Source organism: Collimonas sp. OK242 (assembly GCF_900107095.1).
Classification (GTDB): domain Bacteria; phylum Pseudomonadota; class Gammaproteobacteria; order Burkholderiales; family Burkholderiaceae_D; genus Collimonas.
Map to the genome: position 1 here is coordinate 25,546 of NZ_FNOR01000003.1, position 19,421 is coordinate 44,966.

General features: G+C 55.0%; 20 protein-coding genes and 1 tRNA gene. 7 read left to right on the forward strand and 14 right to left on the reverse strand.

Annotated elements, in window-relative coordinates:
* Positions 1 to 74: 74 nt before the first annotated feature.
* The 6 genes from BLV81_RS03295 to BLV81_RS03320 form a co-directional block, all read right to left on the reverse strand.
* Positions 75 to 2,231 (reverse strand): LamG-like jellyroll fold domain-containing protein, encoded by a 2,157-nt coding sequence (locus tag BLV81_RS03295; RefSeq protein ID WP_255364952.1) that lies wholly within the window; start codon positions 2,229 to 2,231, stop codon positions 75 to 77.
* Positions 2,232 to 2,622: 391 nt separating this feature from the next.
* Positions 2,623 to 3,027 (reverse strand): roadblock/LC7 domain-containing protein, encoded by a 405-nt coding sequence (locus tag BLV81_RS03300; protein ID WP_092352412.1) that lies wholly within the window; start codon positions 3,025 to 3,027, stop codon positions 2,623 to 2,625.
* Positions 3,028 to 3,112: 85 nt separating this feature from the next.
* The gene (locus BLV81_RS03305) at positions 3,113 to 3,517 is read right to left on the reverse strand and encodes a roadblock/LC7 domain-containing protein (RefSeq protein ID WP_255364917.1); all 405 of its coding nucleotides are present in this window, start codon (positions 3,515 to 3,517) and stop codon (positions 3,113 to 3,115) included.
* A gap of 13 nt (positions 3,518 to 3,530) precedes the next feature.
* Complete coding sequence (locus BLV81_RS03310; RefSeq protein WP_092352416.1) at positions 3,531 to 4,922, reverse strand: phosphatase domain-containing putative toxin; 1,392 nt, start codon at positions 4,920 to 4,922, stop codon at positions 3,531 to 3,533.
* Positions 4,919 to 5,425, reverse strand: a complete 507-nt coding sequence (locus tag BLV81_RS03315; RefSeq protein ID WP_143036266.1) for a GTP-binding protein — start codon at positions 5,423 to 5,425, stop codon at positions 4,919 to 4,921. The genes BLV81_RS03310 and BLV81_RS03315 overlap by 4 nt, the downstream gene beginning before the upstream one ends.
* A 76-nt stretch (positions 5,426 to 5,501) precedes the next feature.
* Positions 5,502 to 6,068 carry a hypothetical protein gene (locus BLV81_RS03320; protein ID WP_143036267.1) on the reverse strand — a complete coding sequence of 189 codons (567 nt, stop codon included), beginning with the start codon at positions 6,066 to 6,068 and terminating at the stop codon, positions 5,502 to 5,504.
* Between the two features lie 513 nt (positions 6,069 to 6,581).
* Here BLV81_RS03320 and BLV81_RS03325 point away from each other — a divergent pair.
* Positions 6,582 to 7,076: an SgcJ/EcaC family oxidoreductase gene (locus BLV81_RS03325; protein WP_092352422.1), complete on the forward strand. Its 495-nt coding sequence runs from the start codon at positions 6,582 to 6,584 to the stop codon at positions 7,074 to 7,076.
* Between the two features lie 70 nt (positions 7,077 to 7,146).
* A complete protein-coding gene (locus tag BLV81_RS24390; protein ID WP_092352875.1) occupies positions 7,147 to 7,764 on the forward strand; it encodes a site-specific integrase in 618 nt (205 codons plus the stop codon).
* On the opposite strand, the gene BLV81_RS03335 is transcribed toward BLV81_RS24390, so the two are convergent.
* From BLV81_RS03335 to BLV81_RS03350, 4 genes are all read right to left on the reverse strand, one after another.
* Positions 7,715 to 7,791, reverse strand: a tRNA-Val gene (locus BLV81_RS03335). The two genes, BLV81_RS24390 and BLV81_RS03335, sit on opposite strands and share 50 nt — an antisense overlap.
* Before the next feature lie 66 nt (positions 7,792 to 7,857).
* The gene (dnaQ, locus tag BLV81_RS03340) at positions 7,858 to 8,595 is read right to left on the reverse strand and encodes a DNA polymerase III subunit epsilon (RefSeq protein WP_092352424.1); all 738 of its coding nucleotides are present in this window, start codon (positions 8,593 to 8,595) and stop codon (positions 7,858 to 7,860) included.
* A gap of 90 nt (positions 8,596 to 8,685) precedes the next feature.
* Positions 8,686 to 9,120, reverse strand: coding sequence for a ribonuclease HI (gene rnhA / locus BLV81_RS03345; protein ID WP_092352426.1), 435 nt, complete (start codon positions 9,118 to 9,120; stop codon positions 8,686 to 8,688).
* Between the two features lie 93 nt (positions 9,121 to 9,213).
* Positions 9,214 to 9,999, reverse strand: coding sequence for a class I SAM-dependent methyltransferase (locus tag BLV81_RS03350; protein ID WP_092352877.1), 786 nt, complete (start codon positions 9,997 to 9,999; stop codon positions 9,214 to 9,216).
* Between BLV81_RS03350 and gloB the strand changes: the two genes are divergently transcribed.
* The 5 genes from gloB (at position 9,998) to BLV81_RS03370 (ending at position 15,574) form a co-directional block, all read left to right on the forward strand.
* Complete coding sequence (gene gloB, locus BLV81_RS03355) at positions 9,998 to 10,828, forward strand: hydroxyacylglutathione hydrolase (RefSeq protein ID WP_255364920.1); 831 nt, start codon at positions 9,998 to 10,000, stop codon at positions 10,826 to 10,828. The genes BLV81_RS03350 and gloB overlap by 2 nt on opposite strands.
* A 236-nt stretch (positions 10,829 to 11,064) precedes the next feature.
* Positions 11,065 to 12,561, forward strand: coding sequence for a transglycosylase SLT domain-containing protein (locus tag BLV81_RS03360; protein ID WP_092352430.1), 1,497 nt, complete (start codon positions 11,065 to 11,067; stop codon positions 12,559 to 12,561).
* A 16-nt stretch (positions 12,562 to 12,577) separates the two neighbouring features.
* Entirely contained in the window at positions 12,578 to 12,841 is a 264-nt protein-coding gene (locus BLV81_RS23475) for a hypothetical protein (protein WP_143036268.1), read from the forward strand.
* Positions 12,792 to 13,574 (forward strand): enoyl-ACP reductase FabI, encoded by a 783-nt coding sequence (gene fabI / locus BLV81_RS03365; RefSeq protein WP_092352432.1) that lies wholly within the window; start codon positions 12,792 to 12,794, stop codon positions 13,572 to 13,574. The genes BLV81_RS23475 and fabI overlap by 50 nt, the downstream gene beginning before the upstream one ends.
* A gap of 590 nt (positions 13,575 to 14,164) precedes the next feature.
* Positions 14,165 to 15,574 (forward strand): DEAD/DEAH box helicase, encoded by a 1,410-nt coding sequence (locus BLV81_RS03370; protein WP_092352434.1) that lies wholly within the window; start codon positions 14,165 to 14,167, stop codon positions 15,572 to 15,574.
* Between the two features lie 144 nt (positions 15,575 to 15,718).
* Here the strand turns inward: BLV81_RS03370 and BLV81_RS03375 are convergent, their stop codons facing one another.
* The 4 genes from BLV81_RS03375 to BLV81_RS03390 form a co-directional block, all read right to left on the reverse strand.
* The gene (locus tag BLV81_RS03375; protein WP_092352436.1) at positions 15,719 to 16,579 is read right to left on the reverse strand and encodes a DMT family transporter; all 861 of its coding nucleotides are present in this window, start codon (positions 16,577 to 16,579) and stop codon (positions 15,719 to 15,721) included.
* A 126-nt stretch (positions 16,580 to 16,705) separates the two neighbouring features.
* Entirely contained in the window at positions 16,706 to 17,827 is a 1,122-nt protein-coding gene (locus BLV81_RS03380; protein ID WP_092352438.1) for an ABC transporter ATP-binding protein, read from the reverse strand.
* Positions 17,824 to 18,477 (reverse strand): ABC transporter permease, encoded by a 654-nt coding sequence (locus BLV81_RS03385; protein WP_092352440.1) that lies wholly within the window; start codon positions 18,475 to 18,477, stop codon positions 17,824 to 17,826. The genes BLV81_RS03380 and BLV81_RS03385 overlap by 4 nt, the downstream gene beginning before the upstream one ends.
* A 9-nt stretch (positions 18,478 to 18,486) precedes the next feature.
* Positions 18,487 to 19,407: a glycine betaine ABC transporter substrate-binding protein gene (locus BLV81_RS03390; RefSeq protein WP_092352442.1), complete on the reverse strand. Its 921-nt coding sequence runs from the start codon at positions 19,405 to 19,407 to the stop codon at positions 18,487 to 18,489.
* Positions 19,408 to 19,421: the final 14 nt, after the last annotated feature.

The window sequence follows — 19,421 nt, forward strand, 5'->3', positions numbered from 1 at the left end:
GGGCCCTAGCATCATGGCCTGGAAACCGACAAGGTCGACATATGACGGCCAGATACGTGCCGGCAATCAAAACGTCACATCAAGGCGGCGATTTCCATTGCACTCAAAGCGCCGCGATAGATGCGGAAATCGTCCACCAGGCCATTGAAATACGGGTCATTGGCAAACTGCGATCGCCCGATCCAGTTCTGGCCGGTACTGCCCAGGCGGAACGGTGCAAGCACCATCTCGGGGTTCTTGCCGACTACGCTACCGTTGATGTACAAAGTGCCGAGATTGTCCGACAGGGTAACGGCAACATGCACCCATTGTCCGATCGGCATTACTGCATTGCTATCGATCGCCTGCCCGCTGCTGCCGCCATTGACCGTCATCGCAAAGCGCGGGAAGCCACCGTTGCTGCGCGCCGTCAACATCATGAAGTGGCCGGTGCCGGTGCCGAAATCGAACACCCGCGCCCAGTTGCTGGATGCATTCCAATAGACCCAGGCCGCGATAGTGAAATCCGAGACGTCGGCCATGATGCCGGCCGGCAGGCTGACATAGCCGTTGCCGCCGTTAAGCGAAACCGCCCCGCCCTTCTTGCCGCTGGCCCAGGTTGCGCCGTTGACCAGCGTTCCGGTGTGTCCCTGGCCACTGGTATCGGCTGCCTTGGCGCCGCGGCCATCGTCGAACGCCAGGTGCGTTAGCAGCTGCACGGCCGTAATCGCGGTCACCTGGTTGGAGACGGCGGTTTCGCCTGACGGCGTCATTGCTGTCACGACATAGTAGTAGGTGCCGGCCGCAAGACCGTTGTCCGTGTAGCTGAGCAGATCGGTGATATCAGTCTTGACGGTCCGGTAAGGCCCGCCGGCGGTCGTGCTCCGCTTGACGTTATAGCTGGTTGCATACGCCGTCCCCCACCATGACAAAACGACCTGCCCCGGACGCGCAATCGCGGTCAGGCCGCTGGGCGCGGCGCCGCGTGCAATCGGATCGCGGGTGCAGGTCAGCGTGCCATAGCCCAATTGATCGTAACCGCCGCTGTTCGGCCCATAGTTGCCGCCGCCGCCCTCCGGCTGGATCTGCCTGGCGAATTGCGCGGAATAAGGAGCCGCCAGACCCTTACGGTTGACGTAGTGATTGACTACCAGCGCCCAACACGGCCTGACCGTGCCTCGCGCAGCCGTCGACAAGGCGGTTTGATTGACTCTGTCGACATTGTTGTAAGTGACATAGGGCACTGTATAAAACGTATTTCCTGATTCAATCAGATTGGTTTTGGCAACGTATTCGGCGCCGGCAAGGAAGCGGTTATTGTCATAGCCGTAGAGATCAACTCCCTGATTCCAGGCCATTTCGCAGATCGGCCCCATCAATGCGATGCCCATCGTGCTGTGCCCCTGGTCGCGGCCGGCTTCCTGCCACTGCCCCAGATAGCCTGGATGCACATAATAAACGGCTTGCGAGACGGCGCCGTTGCCGGCCCCGTGCTTGAAGTAATCGACCGCCTCGTTAAACATGGCATGATCGTCGCACAATACGCCGATAGCCATGATCGAGGCCATATTGCACAAGTCCCAGTTGGCCCAGTAGTGAGTAACTTCGGTATTGTTGTGACGGATCAGGAAATCATGATTGATCGGGTAAAAGACACGCCGCATCATGTTCTGGAAATTGGCAAGATCGGCAGCAGACCAAGCGCTATAAGAGCGCATGATTTCGGCGGCATTGGCGAATTCGTAGCCATAAATGCCGGCGGCCAGATCGCCATTCGAATTGCCGCCTATTCCTGTCAGCGCCGACCAGGCATTCAAGATAGCCACCGCCTTATCGGCATAGGCGGTGTCACCCGAAATTTTCCATCGCAGTGCACAGGCATAGGCAGCGGCAATGTCGTTGTACAGACGGGGGAAGTTCTGGCTATGCTCACCGTCGCCCCCGCGATAGATCACCTCCTGCGGACGAGGTATCCAGTTCAAGCTGGCATGACCGTTCTCTGTCAGGATGTTCCAGCCATCGATCCATGGCGAAGCTTTCGCCGCCACCTTTTCACGCATCCGGTCAAAGTCGGCCTGGGTATGCAGCAAGCCGGGATGTACAAATGCCTTGCTCGCGAAAGTTGTCGCCGTTCCGGTGGCAGCAGATATGCCGGCAGTACTTGCGCTGCCGGATGCGGGTGCCGCACCCACTTCTCCGTACCCAGCCAACAGCAAGACTCCAAGGCTGGAAATAAAACTGCGGCGCGACATTTCTCCGGGGGGTTTCTCGATGTCCCATTCGTTACTTGCGCTGGCAGATATTTGCTGCATTTCGCCGTTGGCGGGGATATCCGGTTTATTCATATTCTTGCCTGTCGAAGATGTCTTTTGAAAATCGCATCGGATATGAAGCTGGCGACGTCGTGGCGATGATGCTCGGCGCCGTACTCAATTCAATGCCTTGTCTGGATCGGATAATGACGAATGCCAAGGCCAACTCCAATCGGGCGATCCCGAAATGCATGTAGGCATTTCCTTCAAGGCCGCAGATACCCCCATCCCATTTCCGGCTCCCGTGCAACTATCAACATGGCATCAAATCAAAAAGTTGTTCTTCAAATTCAACATATACTCCCGTCAGCCTGTTGACAGGCCGACAGCATTATTCAACAGCCTGCAAATGCATAGCGCCAAGATCGGTCGCGGTTGAACGTGTATCGAGAATCAGTTTTCCCAGGTTTGTGGAAGAATTCGCCGCTACCATCAGAACGCCAACCATGCCCGCTCGGATCAGCAGTACTGGCCCGTGCTCTCCATCGAGAATGATCTGGCGGAGTTGTCCTCGACCAACTTCCTTTGCCGCCTGAGTCGACAGCGCAAGCAGCGACGCACACATCGCACTAAATCGATCTCCGTTAACACCTTCAGCAAAAAAAGATGCTATCAGCAGGCCATCAAACGATATCAATGCACACGACCGCACTTCAGGAGACACTGCCTGAAGATTGCGCAAATGCGTGCGCGCTGTTTTTTTTATCATATCTAATGATGCATTTTTTGTATTCATGTCATGACATTGCAAATGACCATAAAATGCTTTCCATCTCACAGAAGAGGAATTTGAAAAAATTCCTCTTCGTATTGAAAGATGCTTATAGCGACATTTCGATTTCTGGCATGGACATGCGCGCTTTGGTCAGTACCATGCCAAGATTCGCTCCTTTGCGGCATACGAAGCAAGCGACCTGTTCTTGCTTCTTTCCACGCAAGAAGACATGAATCAGATTTTCACTATTGACAATGACTTCCTGGAAATAATGCTGCCCATCTTCGGCGACGCCGCGTGCGGAACGAAACAATTTCTCAATGGCTTGGACATTTGGCCCCTGAAACAGATCGGCAGTTGCTGCTGCAAGCAGCTCAACGACAGAGTTCGGATGCGAATCGACGGATTTGATGCCCAACAACATTCCCGACGAAAGATCGACATAACCGGCAGCGACGCATTCTGGAATGGAGGTGATGGCTTTTTGCAGCATGTTGTCTAAATTACTCACAGCGAAAGATCCTTTAAAAATGGCTGGTTTGAAGTGCTAAATCCCGTGACGGGGAGTATGAAAACGGATCATATGAGGCGGACGTTTGCGGTCTTTCATTTGCGACGATCAACGCAAATTTTTCTAAAAATTCCAACTGGCGGTCGGATTGAACCCATCCTGACTCAATGCGCCTGACAAACTCGAGCGCTTGCAACGCATTGATGTTTCCTTTACCGGCCCAGATCCAGTAAGCGGCCAGGACCGTTCCGGTGCGTCCCAAGCCGGCCAGGCAGTGTATTGCGACAGTCTGAGAGCGGCTAATCAATTCATCGATCATGCGGCACAGGGAGACGGCTTGCGCTACTGTCGGCGGAGCCATATCGGGAATGGGACTGGAGAGCCAATTAATACCAAATTCACCGGCCAGTGCAGTATCAACCGCATTTTCGGTCAGAGAGACGAGATGGGTAACGCCTACCGCTTTGACGGCATCAAAATCATAACGAATGTCATGAATCAGGCCCGGACGCGGCATTCCTCCCAGGCGATCCGGCAACAGCCATCTGAAACCATTTGGGCCGCAGGCGGAACTGATTCTTCTTGTGAGAGCGGTAGCACTACTTGTTACTACTCGCCGCTCACTGAGATGAGCAGCAATAAAATTATCAGAGTGCGCGCCTTCGGGGCAAGAGCCTGTCCGTAAGAACGCTTTGGCAGATAAACTCGATGGATTCGAAAAAAATTTCCCCGATTCCGCTTGCTCTTGAATAACCCGATTGGCTAGGAGTACGATTTGTTCGCCAAGACGCCGTGCTTGCAAAAGGTTATGCAGAACAACCAGCACGGAGCGTTCTTCGCGAATCCGTTCGATAAGCGTCAGGATGGACTCTGCCTGAATCGGATCAAGATCGGCCGTAGGCTCATCGATCATTACAAGCGCCGGATTGGAGATTGTCATCCGCAGGATCCCGATCATGCGCTGGGTTTCAACGTTGAGCTCGATCATCTTCTGCGGCAACACGTCCTGTAGACGTGATAGCCCGTAACGTGCGAGTACGTCCATAAGCAATTCGATCTGCAGACTCTTTGTCAAAGACGAGCGGTTGGGTAATGCAGAGACCAAATTTTCCAGGACATTGGAAATTAACAGCGTCGACTTTTGCATCAACAGGACGGGACGATTATGCGACGTCATTGGTATCCCGTCGTATAGCGCGGTCCCCCATGTACGCAGCGCCGGATTACTGTCATTGAATCCCGCCAGGGTGCGCAACAAGGTCGATTTTCCCGTTCCAGACGGTCCAAGCAACACCGTGCAGCCTTTTGCCGGCAGAGATAAATCTACCGAATGCAATATCACCCGATCGGCAAAGGCAACGCCAAATTTTTGCAAACTCAACGTGTGCGGCAATGCAAAATTCATACGTCGACACCGCTAGGAAACCGCTCACTCATATCCACCATGGCGGTCAGCGCGAGCAATAAAGTTCTTACGTTTTGGGGGTTGCGCGCATCAATCGTCAATATTGGAAGGCCTCCCATATCGTATAAACCGGATCGGTTCTTGATCTGCTCCCGGTAAAGATCGATTGATGAATCCGACGCCACATCGGTGTGCGTCACGCCAACGACCATTGGCCGCCGCTTTCCCCCGCGGCGATCCAGCTGGTCCAGATAATGTGACAAGTCCGCGGCCGGATCGCTGCGACTGTGGTCAATGAGCAAGACGACTCCCTTCGATTGCTGCAAAAGGATATCCCACATGAAATCAAACCGGTCTTGCCCAGGTGCGCCATACAACAATATTCGGTCGCCTTCGCCGAGTTGCATTATCCCCATGTCCATAGCCACGGTCGTATGACTCTTGTACAGTGCGACCTCGTCGGTAGCTTTGGCTTCTGTAGCGACGACTTCAATGTCGCTCATCAAGCGAATCGCCTGGGTTTTACCAGCCCCTGCCGGTCCTAAAAAAAGTATGCTCCATTCCACCGTGATGTTCCTCTCAGGACCTGAACAATCGCTGCCACAATTTTCCGATCAACGAAATCGGGTGCTGCGCACTTGCCATATCTGGCGGCGATGCGCAGATGAGTTCTTTGGTAAGGTCATTTTTCTCAGGCACACCATATGCGACCAGCCTGACATGACCAAATTGCTGCAATACCTTCAATATCGCCCTCGTCTGCACGGGAGAGGCGTCAAGCACTTTGGGGACAAGATAGACCAAGGTCGGTTTGCGCCACAGCAAGGCACAAACACGTGTTACCGGCGCAATCAAGTCTTCCGGGAGGTTGATCAAATCGGGCCATGACGCAAGCTTAATCAGGTCATTCGATTCAACGGTGTCAGAGGGGGAATGACAGGCATTCTGAAACGCGATTTTCCACAGTAATTTGTTGACAGGCAAAGCCCCTTCCGGAACCTCATCGCATTCCATGGCCGAAACTACGACAGCTATGCGCTCTCGAAAATTGATGGCTTGCCAGTCTTGAATATTCGTTATGTAACGCTGCTGCTTGGGATACACGGAGATATCGCCGCAACCATCTATGCAGATTTGCATTGGCATAGTTGAGATCAGAACATCTTTGAGGGAATTGCATAAGGAAAGATGCAGATTGGGCATTGCAGAAGTAATACATCACCGGTTTATGTGATGCCTCTTTCGTTGATTAGTTGGACTGACAGAAGAATAGCCCAACCAATCGACATGAAATGTCGGGAAATCCCTATTTTTACGTAGTCCCGGCAGAGTTTGTCGCAAGTATTTTCTTGTCAATATTCCATGCTCTTAGGCGCGTATCGATATCGCGGTCAATCTGCCCCGGAGAATAGAGAATCAACTCTTGCATACAGCAATTGTCCCATTACTGACATCCAACTTTGTTCAAAGCTGACGTTCGACTATCATTCTTAACAGTTGACAAGAATTTCCCATTAAGAAAGCATGGCAAGGGATTTGTACAGAATCGCTTTTAAAGCCATAACATTGACGCCGCCCGTTTCACAATAGCTGTCGTCAGTTCAGACGAATTTACGCCATTGCATTGCGTGCGAAAATCATTCCAGGGAAACTGCCTTCATGAAAAAAATAATACTTCTTTCGCTTACAGCTATTACTTTCTCTCTGACCGGGTGTGCCTCAGGTCCGCTGAGTTCTCAGGCTGCCTCTACGGTTTCACAAGTCGAAATCTGCAAGGCAACCAATGAACAAGAGATTTCTTCGCTGTTCGACCGCTGGAATAATTCACTTCGAACAGGTGATCCACACAAGGTTGTCGCCAACTATGCCGAAAGATCCATTCTTCTTCCCACTGTGTCGAACAAGCCACGAATAACGGCAGCGGAGAAAGAAGATTATTTTCATCACTTCCTTACCAACAAGCCTGTCGGAAGAATCAACTTTAGCTTTATCGAGATTGACTGCACCACAGCGGTCGACTCCGGTCTATATACCTTCACGTTTTCCGAGACAGGGGATCAAGTCAAAGCTCGCTACACGTTCACTTATAAGTGGGATGGAAAGCAGTGGCTGATTACGAGCCACCACTCGTCCGCTATGCCGGAAAAAATGTGAGTTGCATCTCTTCATTCGAACCGACGTCCTTCGGTAATCCCCCCATTAATGACCGAGGGGTAAATGCCAGATGCAATTAAGGATAATTCATGTCTCTCCGAGAATGTATCGAGCGCATTCTTTCCGGCTGGCGAATTATTTCGAATTTGCATTTATGACCGGTATGCGCCCCGAAGAACTGATCGCGTTGCGCTGGGGTGACGTCGACCTGGTCGACAGAGCTATCGCCGTACTTCACGCGCAAAAAGCCTTCACTTATATGAAGTCGGCAGAGATCTTTGAGAATCCAGTTACCGTAAAACCGTGGCATGACGAGCGCAGCCAACGGGACCATTATTGGAAACCGACATTGAAGAGTTTGGGGAGTCGTGCGCACAGGACATATCAAACCCGCCACGCTTACGCGACAACAGCATTGATGGCCGGCGTGAACCCGACATACATCAGCCTCCAGCTGGGGCATGCAAATGCAAAAATGCCATTTACGGTGTATGCGAAGTGGATTGATTCCGCGGACGCGGCAGGGAGAAAGCAAAAATGGAAGCCGTACTGCGCTTCCATTCCACTGATATTCACTTACAAACAAATTCGAATTTGCCCCGAATTTGTCCCAGCACCCCCGCAAACGTCGAGAATACTGGTAGGCACGATTGGACTCGAACCAACGACCCCTACCATGTCAAGGTAGTGCTCTAACCAGCTGAGCTACGCGCCTAAAGAAGCGAAATTATAATAGCAAATCTCGTTCGTGGCTAGTGTCTTGTGTGGATTTTTTGCAAGATTACTTTTGCGGCAGGTTTTCCGCCGTATCAACGGCCGCCTGACGCCATATGCACGCGCCTTTGGCGTCCTTGTCCAAACCGTTGAGCAGCAATTCATGCTCAGCCAGCTCTTCCGCATTCGCCGTACGCACGACAATCTCGGCCAAAGGCGGCAATTCCATCACCGCGCCGTCGCCGTCCGTAGCACTATGCCCTGCTCCCAAATCGATGCTGAAGCTATTCTGCCCGCGCGTCATCGCCAGGTACACCTCGGCCAGCAACTCCGAGTCAAGCAAGGCGCCGTGCAAGGTGCGGTGGGCGTTGGAGATGCCGTAGCGATCGCACAGGGCGTCCAGCGAGTTGCGTTTGCCCGGGTACATTTCCTTAGCTTGCACCAAGGTATCGATAACACCGGCGATATCGCCCGAAAATGGGCCTTTGCCTAGGAATTTGTATTCGGCATCCAGAAATCCCAGATCGAAGGGCGCGTTGTGGATGATGACCTGGGCGCCGCGGGTGTACTCGCGCAACTCGTCGAATATTTCAGCAAACTTTGGTTTGTCGCTGAGGAAGGCGGTGGTCAAGCCGTGAACTGCCAGCGCGCCTTCTTCCGAGTCGCGCTCGGGATTGATATAGCGATGAAAATTATTGCCGGTCAGGCGCCGGTTCATCAATTCGACACAACCGATTTCGATGATGCGGTCGCCGGTGCGCGGGTTGAGACCGGTGGTTTCGGTATCCAGAACAATTTGTCGCATGGTCACTTAATCGTCAATTCAAACATCACAACATACATAAAAACATGCTCGCAAAAAACGCCGCCAACAACGCGGCATGCCGTTGCGGCTTTATGCAACGGTAGTTACGCCGCGATTGGCGAGCTGGTCGGCACGCTCGTTGCCGACGTGGCCGGCGTGGCCTTTCACCCAGCGCCATTCGATTTTATGCCGGGCCTGTGCAGCATCCAGCGCTTGCCACAGGTCGACATTCTTGACCGGTTCGCGCGCCGCGGTTTTCCAGCCGCGCGCCTTCCAGCCATGAATCCATTCGCTGATCCCTTTTTGCACATACTGGCTATCGGTAAACACGATCACTTCACAGGGCCGTGTCAAGGCGGTCAGCGCTTCGATCACCGCTTTCAGCTCCATCCGGTTGTTGGTCGTATTGCGTTCGCCGCCAAACAATTCCTTTTCCTTGCCATCCGCCACCAGCAACGCACCCCAGCCGCCGGTGCCGGGATTGCCTTTACAGGCGCCATCGGCAAATATTTCCACTTTATCCATACTCGATTGATTCACTTTCACTGCTTTGTTTTAGCGGCGCGCGAAACTACACAACACGCCGCTGGTTGAAGACCAGAGTTTACTACGCTGCTGCTACTCTGCCCCGTTCCGATCCGTCTTGTGAATCTTGTTGGTGGCGGGAACCCCACGCGCGGCCTTGATGACTTGCTTGCTGAAAGCCGGGCCGATCAGGTGCATGCCTTTGACGCGCTTGATCGCCTGCACAATGTATACCGCGCCAAAATACGGCCACCAGCGATTGCCTGCCTTCTCCATGAAACTGAAGCGATGCAACCATTTGCTGCTGGTATGCGGTGGCGCGTAACAGCCGAAGTGACCGCGATTGACTTCCATGTTCAACAGCTTCAGCCAGTCTTTCAGTCGCAGCAAACTGATGAACTCGGCATTTTGCGGCAAGAAATGCACGCCCGACATGCGGCCCGCGGTTTGCCGGATGCCCCACAGGCTGGCTGGATTGAAACCGCAAATGATGACTTGCCCCTCAGGGATCAGCACCCGCTCGACCTCGCGCAGAATCTGATGCGGCTCGGCCGCGAACTCCAGCACGTGCGGCAGCACCACCAGATCCAGGCTTTGCGTGGCAAACGGCAATTCAGCAAAATCATGGGTGACCACCACGCCGGATTGCACTTCCCCAGCCTCAGGCAGACGGCTGTCTGTCAGCCATTTGTGGCGCATCCGGTTCGCTTGCAGGGCCTTTATTTGCGGCACGCCGATCTGCATTGCGTTGAAGCCGAAGATATCTGCCGTCATCGCATCCAGGCGCGCCTGCTCCCACTCCAGCATGTAACTGCCGGTGGGCGTCTGCAGCCAGGGGCCGAGCGCTATAATGGACTTTTCTGATGACGGATATCCCATGCCTGCCTTATTTGATAAATCGTTGAACCAGTCAACATCATTGAACATGCGCGTATTGGCGGTACCGGCGTTTAACGACAACTATCTCTGGCTGATCCACAACGGCCGTCATGCCGCAGTCGTCGACCCCGGCGACGCCCAGCCGATTCTGGCCGCACTCGACGCCCATGGCCTGGTACTTGTCGCTATTTTACTGACACATCACCATGCTGACCATGTCGGCGGGGTACAAACTTTGCTGCAGCACTTTAACATCCCGGTATTCGGCCCCGCCGGTGAAGCCATCGCCGGCGTCAGCCAGCCGCTCAACGAAGGCGATACTGCCGCCATTCCAGAGTTGGGACTGACGCTGTCGGTGCTGGATGTTCCCGGCCATACCAGCGGCCATATCGCCTACGTGGCGCAAGGCCAGCCTTGGCTGTTTTGCGGCGACACGCTGTTCGCCGGCGGTTGCGGACGACTGTTTGAAGGCAGTCCGGGACAAATGGTCAATTCGCTGGCCAAGCTAAGCCGCTTGCCGGGCGACACCCTGGTGTATTGCGCGCATGAATACACCGTCTCGAATCTGCGGTTTGCACTGGCGGTAGAGCCGGACAATGCCGCTCTGGTGGCGCGCATGGCAAGCGAACAAGGCAAGCGCGAGCGGCAACAGGCCACCGTGCCGTCGACCATAGCGCTGGAGAACGCCACCAACCCCTTCCTGCGTTACCAGCAAGCAACCATTCTTGCCAGTCTGCAAGCCAGCGGCCGCCTCGCCGATAAACAGCGGGAAACCGATCCCGTAGCAGCGTTCGCGGCGCTGCGCGAATGGAAAAACAATTACAAATAAATTACAAATAATTCGACAAATATCTGACAAACAAGAACAGCCTATCGTCGTGATTTATTGTTATTGTTGGCAGGATAGTCCTCGCATATCGATTTATTAAAACTAATACCTGATAAATCAATCACTTATCGCATGTAACAGTACAATTTCTGCTTGACGGGAGAAAACTGCCTTACGTACACTGCAACTAATCCATTATTACCGGTTGATGACATCCGGTCACATAAATTGAACCCATGTATCAGCTAAAATTAAAGACCATCGCTTTTGCCGCACTCGCTTTTTTCGGCGCTCCGCTCTTGGCCCAGGCCAACGACATTTCGATCTATACCCCCACTTTCAGCTTAATCGACCCAAACGACCCTAGCGCCGGCATGCTCGGCATGGAGCAGGTCGATATCTGGGCCCGCATACGCAAGGGTTTCGGCATCCCGGATCTGGATAATCCGCAGGTGGTGAGCCAAACCGATTTTTACAGCGCCCGCCCGGAATATTTCGAACGCACCACGGTACGCGCTTCGCGCTATCTGTTTCATGTAGTGCAAGAATTGGAAAAACGCGGCATGCCAACCGAACTGGCCTTGCTGCCGTTCATCGAATCGGCGTTTAATCCGCAAGCCTATTCCAGCGCCAAGGCAGCGGGCATGTGGCAATTCGTTCCAGCCACCGGACGCGATTTCAATCTCAAGCAAAACATGTTCAAGGATGAGCGCCGCGACGTGCTGGCCTCCACCGATGCCGCGCTGACCTATCTGCAAAAACTGTACGGCATGTTCGGCGACTGGCAGCTGGCGCTGGCTGCCTATAACTGGGGCGAAGGCTCGGTACAGCGCGCCATCAACAAGAACCAGGCCGCCGGCCTGCCGATCGACTTCAACAGCCTGGCGCCGCTGATGCCGGCGGAAACCCGCAATTACGTTCCCAAGCTGCAAGCCGTCAAGAATATTATTGCAGCGCCCGAGATGTACAACGTCTCGCTGCCTAAGGTGGACAACCAGCCGTACTTCGTCACGATCGGCAAAACCCGCGATATCGACGTCAAGGTCGCAGCGCAGCTTGCAGAATTGTCGCTGGACGAATTCAGGGCCCTGAACCCGCAGTTCAACCGGCCGGTCATCATCGGCAGCGCCGACACCAAGATTTTGCTGCCTGAAAGCAATGCGGAAAAATTCAAACACAATCTGACCCAGTGGACGCAGACACTGTCTTCATGGACTTCGCACACCGTCAGCAGCGCCCGTGAACGGATTGAAACCATCGCCACCAGATTCGGCACCACACCAGCCGTGATCCGCGAAGTCAACCATATTCCGCCAAGAATGCTGCTGAAGGCCGGCTCCACCATCCTGGTGCCGAAAACCGAAACCGCCAACAGCGACATCACAGCCGAAGTCGCCGATAACGCCACCATGGCAGTGACGCCGGATGCGCCGGAAACCCGCCGCATTTACGTCAAGGTAGGCAAGCGCGACACCCTGGCATCGATTGCCTCGCGCTATCACGTCAGCGTGAGCCAGGTGAAGGCATGGAACGGCTTGCACCATGATGGCGTCAGCCGCGGCCAAAGCCTGCAACTGCAAGTGCCAAACCGTATGCTAGCCTCTGCCGGCGGCAAGAAAGCCGGCCACAACGTTCGCTACCATACAGCAAGCGCAGGCAGCAAGAACAAGGTTGCCGCGAAGAAAAACAGCAAACCCGTGGTTCTGGCCTCATCCAGGAACTCGCGCAGCTGATCCGAGGCTGTAGAAAATGACCCATGGCACCCGCGCGGCCGCGCCATGGGTCATTGCCAGATCCCCGTCGATATCAAAAACACATCGCCCTGAAAAAACCGGCATGGTTGCCGTCTGCGCGGCGAACCCCTACAATCTTGCCCTGTTCGATAAGAACTTCAAGCAGAATATCCGGTGCACAAGCATCACATCAACGCCCGCAATACAAACGGCGCACATCTGGAGTCAATATGGCATTCCTGCAAGGCAAAAAAATTCTGATCACGGGCTTGCTGTCTAACCGTTCGATCGCTTACGGCATCGCTCAAGCCTGCAAGCGCGAAGGCGCTGAACTGGCGTTTACCTACGTCGGCGAGCGCTTCAAGGAACGCATCACCAATTTCGCCAAAGAGTTCGACAGCGAATTGATTTTCGATTGCGACGTCGGCAGCGATGAGCAAATCAACGCATTGTTCGCCGACCTCGGCAAATCCTGGGATCAGCTGGATGGCCTGGTGCATGCCATCGGCTTTGCGCCAAGCGAGGCGATTGCCGGCGATTTCCTGGACGGCCTGTCGCGCGAAGGCTTCAAGATTGCGCACGACATTTCCGCCTACAGCTTCCCGGCAATGGCGAAGGCCGCGCTGCCGATGCTGCGCCCGAACTCGGCACTGCTGACATTGACTTACCTGGGTTCGGAACGCGTCGTCCCCAACTACAACACGATGGGCCTGGCCAAGGCGTCGCTCGAAGCCAGCGTCCGTTATCTGGCGGGATCGCTGGGTCCCAAGGGCGTGCGCGTGAACGGTATTTCTGCCGGTCCGATCAAGACCCTGGCCGCCAGCGGCATCAAGGGTTTCGGCAAGATCCTGGGCTTTGTCGCCGAGCACGCGCCGTTGCGCCGCAACGTCACGGTAGACGATGTCGGCAATGCCGCCGCCTTTTTCCTGTCGGATCTGGCCAGCGGCATCACCGGTGAGATCACCTACGTCGACGGCGGCTTCTCGCACGTGGTGGGCGGCATCGCCGAATAATCCGGCGACTGACGGCGTCGATATGCGCCAGACGCTGCTGCACGAATCTCAGCTCGAAAAACGCCCGGCATCATAGCCGGGCGTTTTTTGTTTGAATTGCAAAGAATCGGGTGTATCTGCGTATGCAAAGCCCAAAATGCACCATAAGCAACGGTACAGCTTCAAATCGGGCCCCAATTCACAGCATTCGCATGAATAAGGTGCGTCAAATGCAAAAGTAATGTATTATTCTGTGCTGCGTTGCAATAACGAGCGCAGACAGTGGATTTTCGGGATACCGATTGATGACGATTTTTGTTCATATCGATTTTCGCCAACGCTGTAAAAACAATAAGTAGCTGCGCAAGCCTAAGCGTGTCCTGGCCTCAAATTGGGACATTGCATTGTAAAAGCCCTCCCGCCTTGTGTGTCGATCCTGACACCGTCCCGGCGCAAAGCTTTTGTGCCGAAATTTCTTTGTATTTGTTTCTTAGTCATTTCGTTGGTTGGCGTTGCTTTTTTGCGTTCGCTGCATTCGTCGCATTCATCGTATACCGATTGTTTGCACGATTTTTTGCAGCTCATGACGCTGCACTTTACGAAAGAAAAAAATGACTTTTGAATCACTAGGCCTCCACACGTCCGTTATCAAAGCACTGACCGAAGCTGGCTACACAAAACCAACAAGCGTTCAAGAACAAGCTATCCCTGCCGCTATCGAAGGCCGCGACCTGCTGGTTTCCTCGCAAACCGGCTCCGGCAAGACTGCAGCATTCATGCTGCCGGCATTACACAAATTCGCTTCGGAGCAAGAAGTTGCTCCAGCTGCAGCTGGCAAGACTCCTAACCAGGAAATGCAAGCCTCCCGTGCACGCGGCGAGCGTCCACGTTTCAAGCCGGCACAACCGAAGATGCTGGTATTGACACCGACCCGCGAACTGGCTTTGCAAGTGACTACCGCTACCGACAAGTACGGTTCGCACATGAAGCGCATCAAGGCGATCTCGATCCTGGGCGGCATGCCTTATCCAAAGCAAATGCAATTGCTGGCCAAGAATCCTGAGATTCTGGTCGCGACTCCTGGCCGTCTGATCGACCATATGGAATCCGGCAAGATCGATTTCTCGCAACTGCAAATCCTGGTGCTGGACGAAGCTGACCGCATGCTCGACATGGGTTTCATCGACGACATCGAAAAAATCGTCGACGCTACGCCTGAGTCGCGTCAAACCATGTTGTTCTCGGCTACGCTGGATGGCGTTGTCGGCAACATGGCAAAACGCATCACCAAGAACCCGATGATCATCCAGATCGCCGGTTCGGCCACCAAGCATGAAAACATTCAGCAGAAGGTTCACTTCGTCGACGATCTGTCGCACAAGAATCGCCTGCTGGATCACCTGCTGCGCGATGTCACCATGGATCAAGCGGTTGTATTCACCGCCACCAAGCGTGACGCCGACACCATCGCCGACCGTCTGAACATCGCCGGTTTCGCTGCTGCTGCTTTGCATGGCGACATGCATCAAGGCGCGCGTAACCGTACCCTGGACAGTCTGCGTCGCGGTCAAGTGCGCGTTCTGGTAGCTACCGACGTTGCCGCCCGCGGTATCGACGTGCCGGCCATCACCCACGTATTCAACTACGATCTGCCGAAATTCCCGGAAGATTACGTCCATCGCATAGGTCGTACCGGCCGCGCTGGTCGTAACGGCGTTGCAGTATCGCTGGTGAACCACGCGGAAGGCGTCAACGTCAAGCGTATCGAACGTTTCACCAAGCAATTGATCCCGGTCGATGTGGTTGAAGGCTTCGAACCAAAGCGTACAGCATCTGCGCCACGCTCGAACCACAAACCAGGCGGCTGGAAACCAGGCGACAACCGCGGCGGCCCAGCTAAACCGGGTGGCCGTACTTTCAGCAAGCCAGGCGCGCCACGCAAAGAAGGCGGCGCTGGCGGCGGTTACAAAGGCAATCGTTCGAACGACAGCGGTGCGCGTCGCTCGTTTGGCGACCGCTAAGCAGCAGTCATTACGCCGGGCAATCCTGATGATCGCCTCGTAATTCCCGCAATAAATGAAAAGGCCGCTGGAAATTTCCAGCGGCCTTTTTTATTGTGCGTCTCGCAAGTCATACATCGTCAGTAATACGCCGTAATCAATACTTCATGTCGACCACCCCAGCATCACAGCCCCCAACGCGATCACCGCGCACGACAATAATCTGCGCACAGTCAGCGCCTCCCCCAGGAACATGCGGGCGATCAGTGCCGCAAACAATACCGAAGTCTCACGCAAAGCCGAAACCGGCCCCATGGGCGCCAGCGTAATCGCCCAGATCACAATGCCGTAAGCCAGCAGCGACATTGCGCCGCCGCCCAGGGCATTCCAGGTTGCGCGTTCACGCAACGCGATCCGCAAGCCGCCGTGCATCGACAGGTAAATCACCAGCAAGGGCAAGCCGTCCAGCAGGAACATCCAGCCGGCATAGGATGCGGCACTGCCGGCCAGGCGCGAACCGAGTCCGTCGACGATGGTATAGCCTGCAATGAAAAGGCCGGTGGTGAACGCCGACAACGGCGCATCCCACTGCCGGCTGCCAGCCACGCTGCTGCCCCGCGTGAACTTGATTTGCGCGAGACTGACGATACCGATCGAAATCAAGGCCACGCCAATCAGCGTCAAGGTTCCCAGCTGTTCGCCGGCAAACAAGGCCGCGCCAAGCGACACCAGCAGCGGCGAAGAGCCGCGCGCAATCGGATAAGACTGGCCGAAATCGCCAGCCCGGTAAGCGCGGACCAAAAAGAGGTTGTAGCCGGCATGCAGCACCACCGACATGAGAATGTACGGCCAGCTGGCCGGCGCCGGCATTGGCGCCCAGAGGACAATGGGAACAGCGGCCACGGCTGAACCTATGGTCATCAAGGTGATGGCCCATAAACGATCGCCGCTGCTTTTCAGCATGGCGTTCCAGGAAGCATGCAGCAAGGCTGCGCACAATACCAGAGCAATCACGCCAGCCGTCATGCGCTAGCTCCGGGGGAACACCTCGAATACCTGACCATGGATTTTGAATGACGGCGCCAGAATGATTGTGCCAAATGGCAAAGCCGTACATTGTAAATGGTATGTCAGGTCTCCGCCTGCGACATATCAGTGGTCACGCGTGCGGCCGGAACTGAGGTAGTCGGCGATCGAATCCTGGGTAACTTCGCCCAGATAGCTGTTGTCCTGGCCGATCACCGGCATCCAGCTGGTGCTGTGCTTGTACATCTTGGACAGCACCACGCGCAGATTCTCGTCGGGCGCAGCACTCACGGCAAACGGCTTCATTTTGCCGATGCAAGCACCCTGCGCGCCACGCGCATCGCGCCTTGCCACATAACCTAATGCATGATTGGCGGCATTGGTGACTGTCACATAACGGTAATCGTGCTCATCCATGATGCCGTATGCGGTCGCCATGCTGGCGTCTTCCCGCACTGTCGCGGAGTTGGCAGCGGCGTCGCCGGCGCGCACCAGCAGCAGACGCTTCAAGGTCGCATCCTGGCCAACGAAGGAACCGACGAATTCATCCTTAGGACGCGCCAGCAAAGTATCCGGATGGTCCACCTGCACCAGTTTGCCGGCGCGGAAAATCGCGATCTTGTCGCCCAGCTTGATCGCCTCGTCGATATCGTGGCTGACCATGATGACGGTCTTGTTAAGCTGGCGTTGCATCTGGAAGAATTCATTCTGGATCGATTCACGATTGATCGGATCGACCGCGCCGAACGGTTCATCCATCAGCAGCACCGGCGGATCTGCCGCCAACGCCCGGATCACGCCGATACGCTGCTGCTGGCCGCCCGACATTTCACGCGGATAGCGTGTCAGGAAGCGCTTGGGATCGAGCGCCACCATCGCCATCAATTCGGTAGCGCGTTCATGGCAGCGTTTCTTGTCCCAGCCGAGCAGGCGCGGCACCACGGTAATGTTTTCTTCAATGGTCATGTTGGGAAACAAACCCACTTGCTGGATCACATAGCCGATTTTCCGGCGCAAGCTGACTTCATCGAGACCCGAAGTATCTTCGCCGTTCAACAGCACGCGGCCGGAAGTCGGCGCGATCAAGCGGTTGATCATTTTCAGCGTGGTGGTTTTACCGCAGCCTGAGGGCCCCAGGAACACGCAGATTTCGCCTTCGGCAACCGTCAGGCTAACCTCATCCACCGCCCTGACTTTGCTACCGTCTTTTTGCGTGAATACTTTACTGAGCTGGTCGAGCTGGATCATGATTTTTGCATTCCTTTCGGTGTAAGCAGCCGCTGCAGGACTTGCAGCAGCATGTCGGCGACCATCGCCAGCAAGCTGATCAGTAGCGCGCCGACTACCAGTTTTTGCATATTGCTTTGGCTGATGGCGTGCAGGATCAGGACGCCCAGGCCGCCTGCGCCGATAATCGCCGCCACTGCCATGACGCCGATATTCATCACCACGGCGGTACGGACGCCGCCCAGGATGACCGGCACCGACAAGGGCAGATCGACCAGCCGCAGCCGCTGCCAGAAGGTCATGCCGATGCCGATGCCGGCTTCCTTGATGCCGTGATCGATGCCATCCAGCGCCAGGTAGGTGTTGCGCATGATCGGCAGCAAGGAGTACAGGAATACCGCTGTAATCGCTGGCAGCGGTCCGAGTCCCTGGCCGAAGCGGGAAAACAAGGGAATCATCAAACCGAACAAGGCGATCGACGGCAGCGTCAGAATCACGGTAGCCAGGCCCATCATCGGACTGGCCAGCCAACGATGGCGAATCATCACAATCCCGAACGGCACGCCGATCAAGATCGCTAGGCCGACGGCAACGCTCACCAGCATCAGATGCTGGATGGTGAGATGCAGGATTTCGGGCCAGGCGCTTAGCAAATAATTAAAGAATGTCATGCGGCGTCCTTATAACAAGCCTTCGGCGCGCAGGAAATCTGCGGCAACCCGGGCTATCGGCAACTGATCGATATCGACCTTTTTATTCATCTCGGTCATCTTGGCGGTATCGATCTTGGCTGACAGCGCGTTCATCTGTTCGGCGAGCTGCGGGTTGGCGTCCAGGATTTCCTTGCGCACTATCGGCACCGCGCTGTAAAAGGGAAAGAAACCTTTGTTATCCTGCAGCAGCTTCAGATTGAAGCCCTGGACCCGGCCGTCTGACGAATAGGTCAGTCCGACATGCAACTGCTCGTTATGCAAGGCGGTATACACCAGGCCCGCATCCATCTGCTTGACCTCGCTGCGGTCCAGATTGAAGCCATACAGCGCTTGCAGCGGCGCCAGGCCGTCGGGGCGCGAAGCAAACTCGAAATCGACTCCCATCAGAAATTTTTTATCGGGATCTTGCTGCCGCGCCTGGTTGATTTTGTGCGCCAGGTCTTCGATGGTATTCAAACCCTCTTCATCGGCGCGCTTCTGCGGCACCGCCAGCGCATAGGTATTGTTCAACGCAGACGGATTGAGCCAGACCAGGTTCCTGGGCGCATCCAGCGCCTTGACCCTTTGATAGGATTGGTCCTGGTCCAGCTTCTCATCTATCTTGTCGTACACAATCAAGGCGGTGCCGGTGTAATCCCAGACGATATCGATCTGCCCGCTTTCCAGCGCCTGCCGCATGATGGTGGTGCCGAGGCCGCTCTTCAGATCGACGGTGTAGCCCTTGGCGTTCAGATATTGCTGCGTCATGGACGACAGAATCAATTGCTCGGTAAAATTCTTGCCGCCGACTACCAGATTGGCCGCGCTCGCTGGCGCCACGCCGAACAGGCCAAGCGTGAAAACCAGCAACGCTGTAATACGTGACGCTGTAATACATCGATTTCTCATGTGTGCTCCCTTTT

Bases quoted from the DNA above. Each gene is read 5' to 3' on its own strand.
- BLV81_RS03295 (WP_255364952.1), bottom strand. From the start codon at position 2,231: ATGTCGCGCCGCAGTTTTATTTCCAGCCTTGGAGTCTTGCTGTTGGCT.
- BLV81_RS03300 (WP_092352412.1), bottom strand. From the start codon at position 3,027: ATGAATACAAAAAATGCATCATTAGATATGATAAAAAAAACAGCGCGC.
- BLV81_RS03310 (WP_092352416.1), bottom strand. From the start codon at position 4,922: ATGAATTTTGCATTGCCGCACACGTTGAGTTTGCAAAAATTTGGCGTT.
- BLV81_RS03315 (WP_143036266.1), bottom strand. From the start codon at position 5,425: ATGAGCGACATTGAAGTCGTCGCTACAGAAGCCAAAGCTACCGACGAG.
- BLV81_RS03320 (WP_143036267.1), bottom strand. From the start codon at position 6,068: ATGCCAATGCAAATCTGCATAGATGGTTGCGGCGATATCTCCGTGTAT.
- BLV81_RS03325 (WP_092352422.1), top strand. From the start codon at position 6,582: ATGAAAAAAATAATACTTCTTTCGCTTACAGCTATTACTTTCTCTCTG.
- BLV81_RS24390 (WP_092352875.1), top strand. From the start codon at position 7,147: ATGCAATTAAGGATAATTCATGTCTCTCCGAGAATGTATCGAGCGCAT.
- dnaQ (WP_092352424.1), bottom strand. From the start codon at position 8,595: ATGCGACAAATTGTTCTGGATACCGAAACCACCGGTCTCAACCCGCGC.
- rnhA (WP_092352426.1), bottom strand. From the start codon at position 9,120: ATGGATAAAGTGGAAATATTTGCCGATGGCGCCTGTAAAGGCAATCCC.
- gloB (WP_255364920.1), top strand. From the start codon at position 9,998: ATGCCTGCCTTATTTGATAAATCGTTGAACCAGTCAACATCATTGAAC.
- BLV81_RS03350 (WP_092352877.1), bottom strand. From the start codon at position 9,999: ATGGGATATCCGTCATCAGAAAAGTCCATTATAGCGCTCGGCCCCTGG.
- BLV81_RS03360 (WP_092352430.1), top strand. From the start codon at position 11,065: ATGTATCAGCTAAAATTAAAGACCATCGCTTTTGCCGCACTCGCTTTT.
- BLV81_RS23475 (WP_143036268.1), top strand. From the start codon at position 12,578: ATGACCCATGGCACCCGCGCGGCCGCGCCATGGGTCATTGCCAGATCC.
- fabI (WP_092352432.1), top strand. From the start codon at position 12,792: ATGGCATTCCTGCAAGGCAAAAAAATTCTGATCACGGGCTTGCTGTCT.
- BLV81_RS03370 (WP_092352434.1), top strand. From the start codon at position 14,165: ATGACTTTTGAATCACTAGGCCTCCACACGTCCGTTATCAAAGCACTG.
- BLV81_RS03375 (WP_092352436.1), bottom strand. From the start codon at position 16,579: ATGACGGCTGGCGTGATTGCTCTGGTATTGTGCGCAGCCTTGCTGCAT.
- BLV81_RS03380 (WP_092352438.1), bottom strand. From the start codon at position 17,827: ATGATCCAGCTCGACCAGCTCAGTAAAGTATTCACGCAAAAAGACGGT.
- BLV81_RS03385 (WP_092352440.1), bottom strand. From the start codon at position 18,477: ATGACATTCTTTAATTATTTGCTAAGCGCCTGGCCCGAAATCCTGCAT.
- BLV81_RS03390 (WP_092352442.1), bottom strand. From the start codon at position 19,407: ATGAGAAATCGATGTATTACAGCGTCACGTATTACAGCGTTGCTGGTT.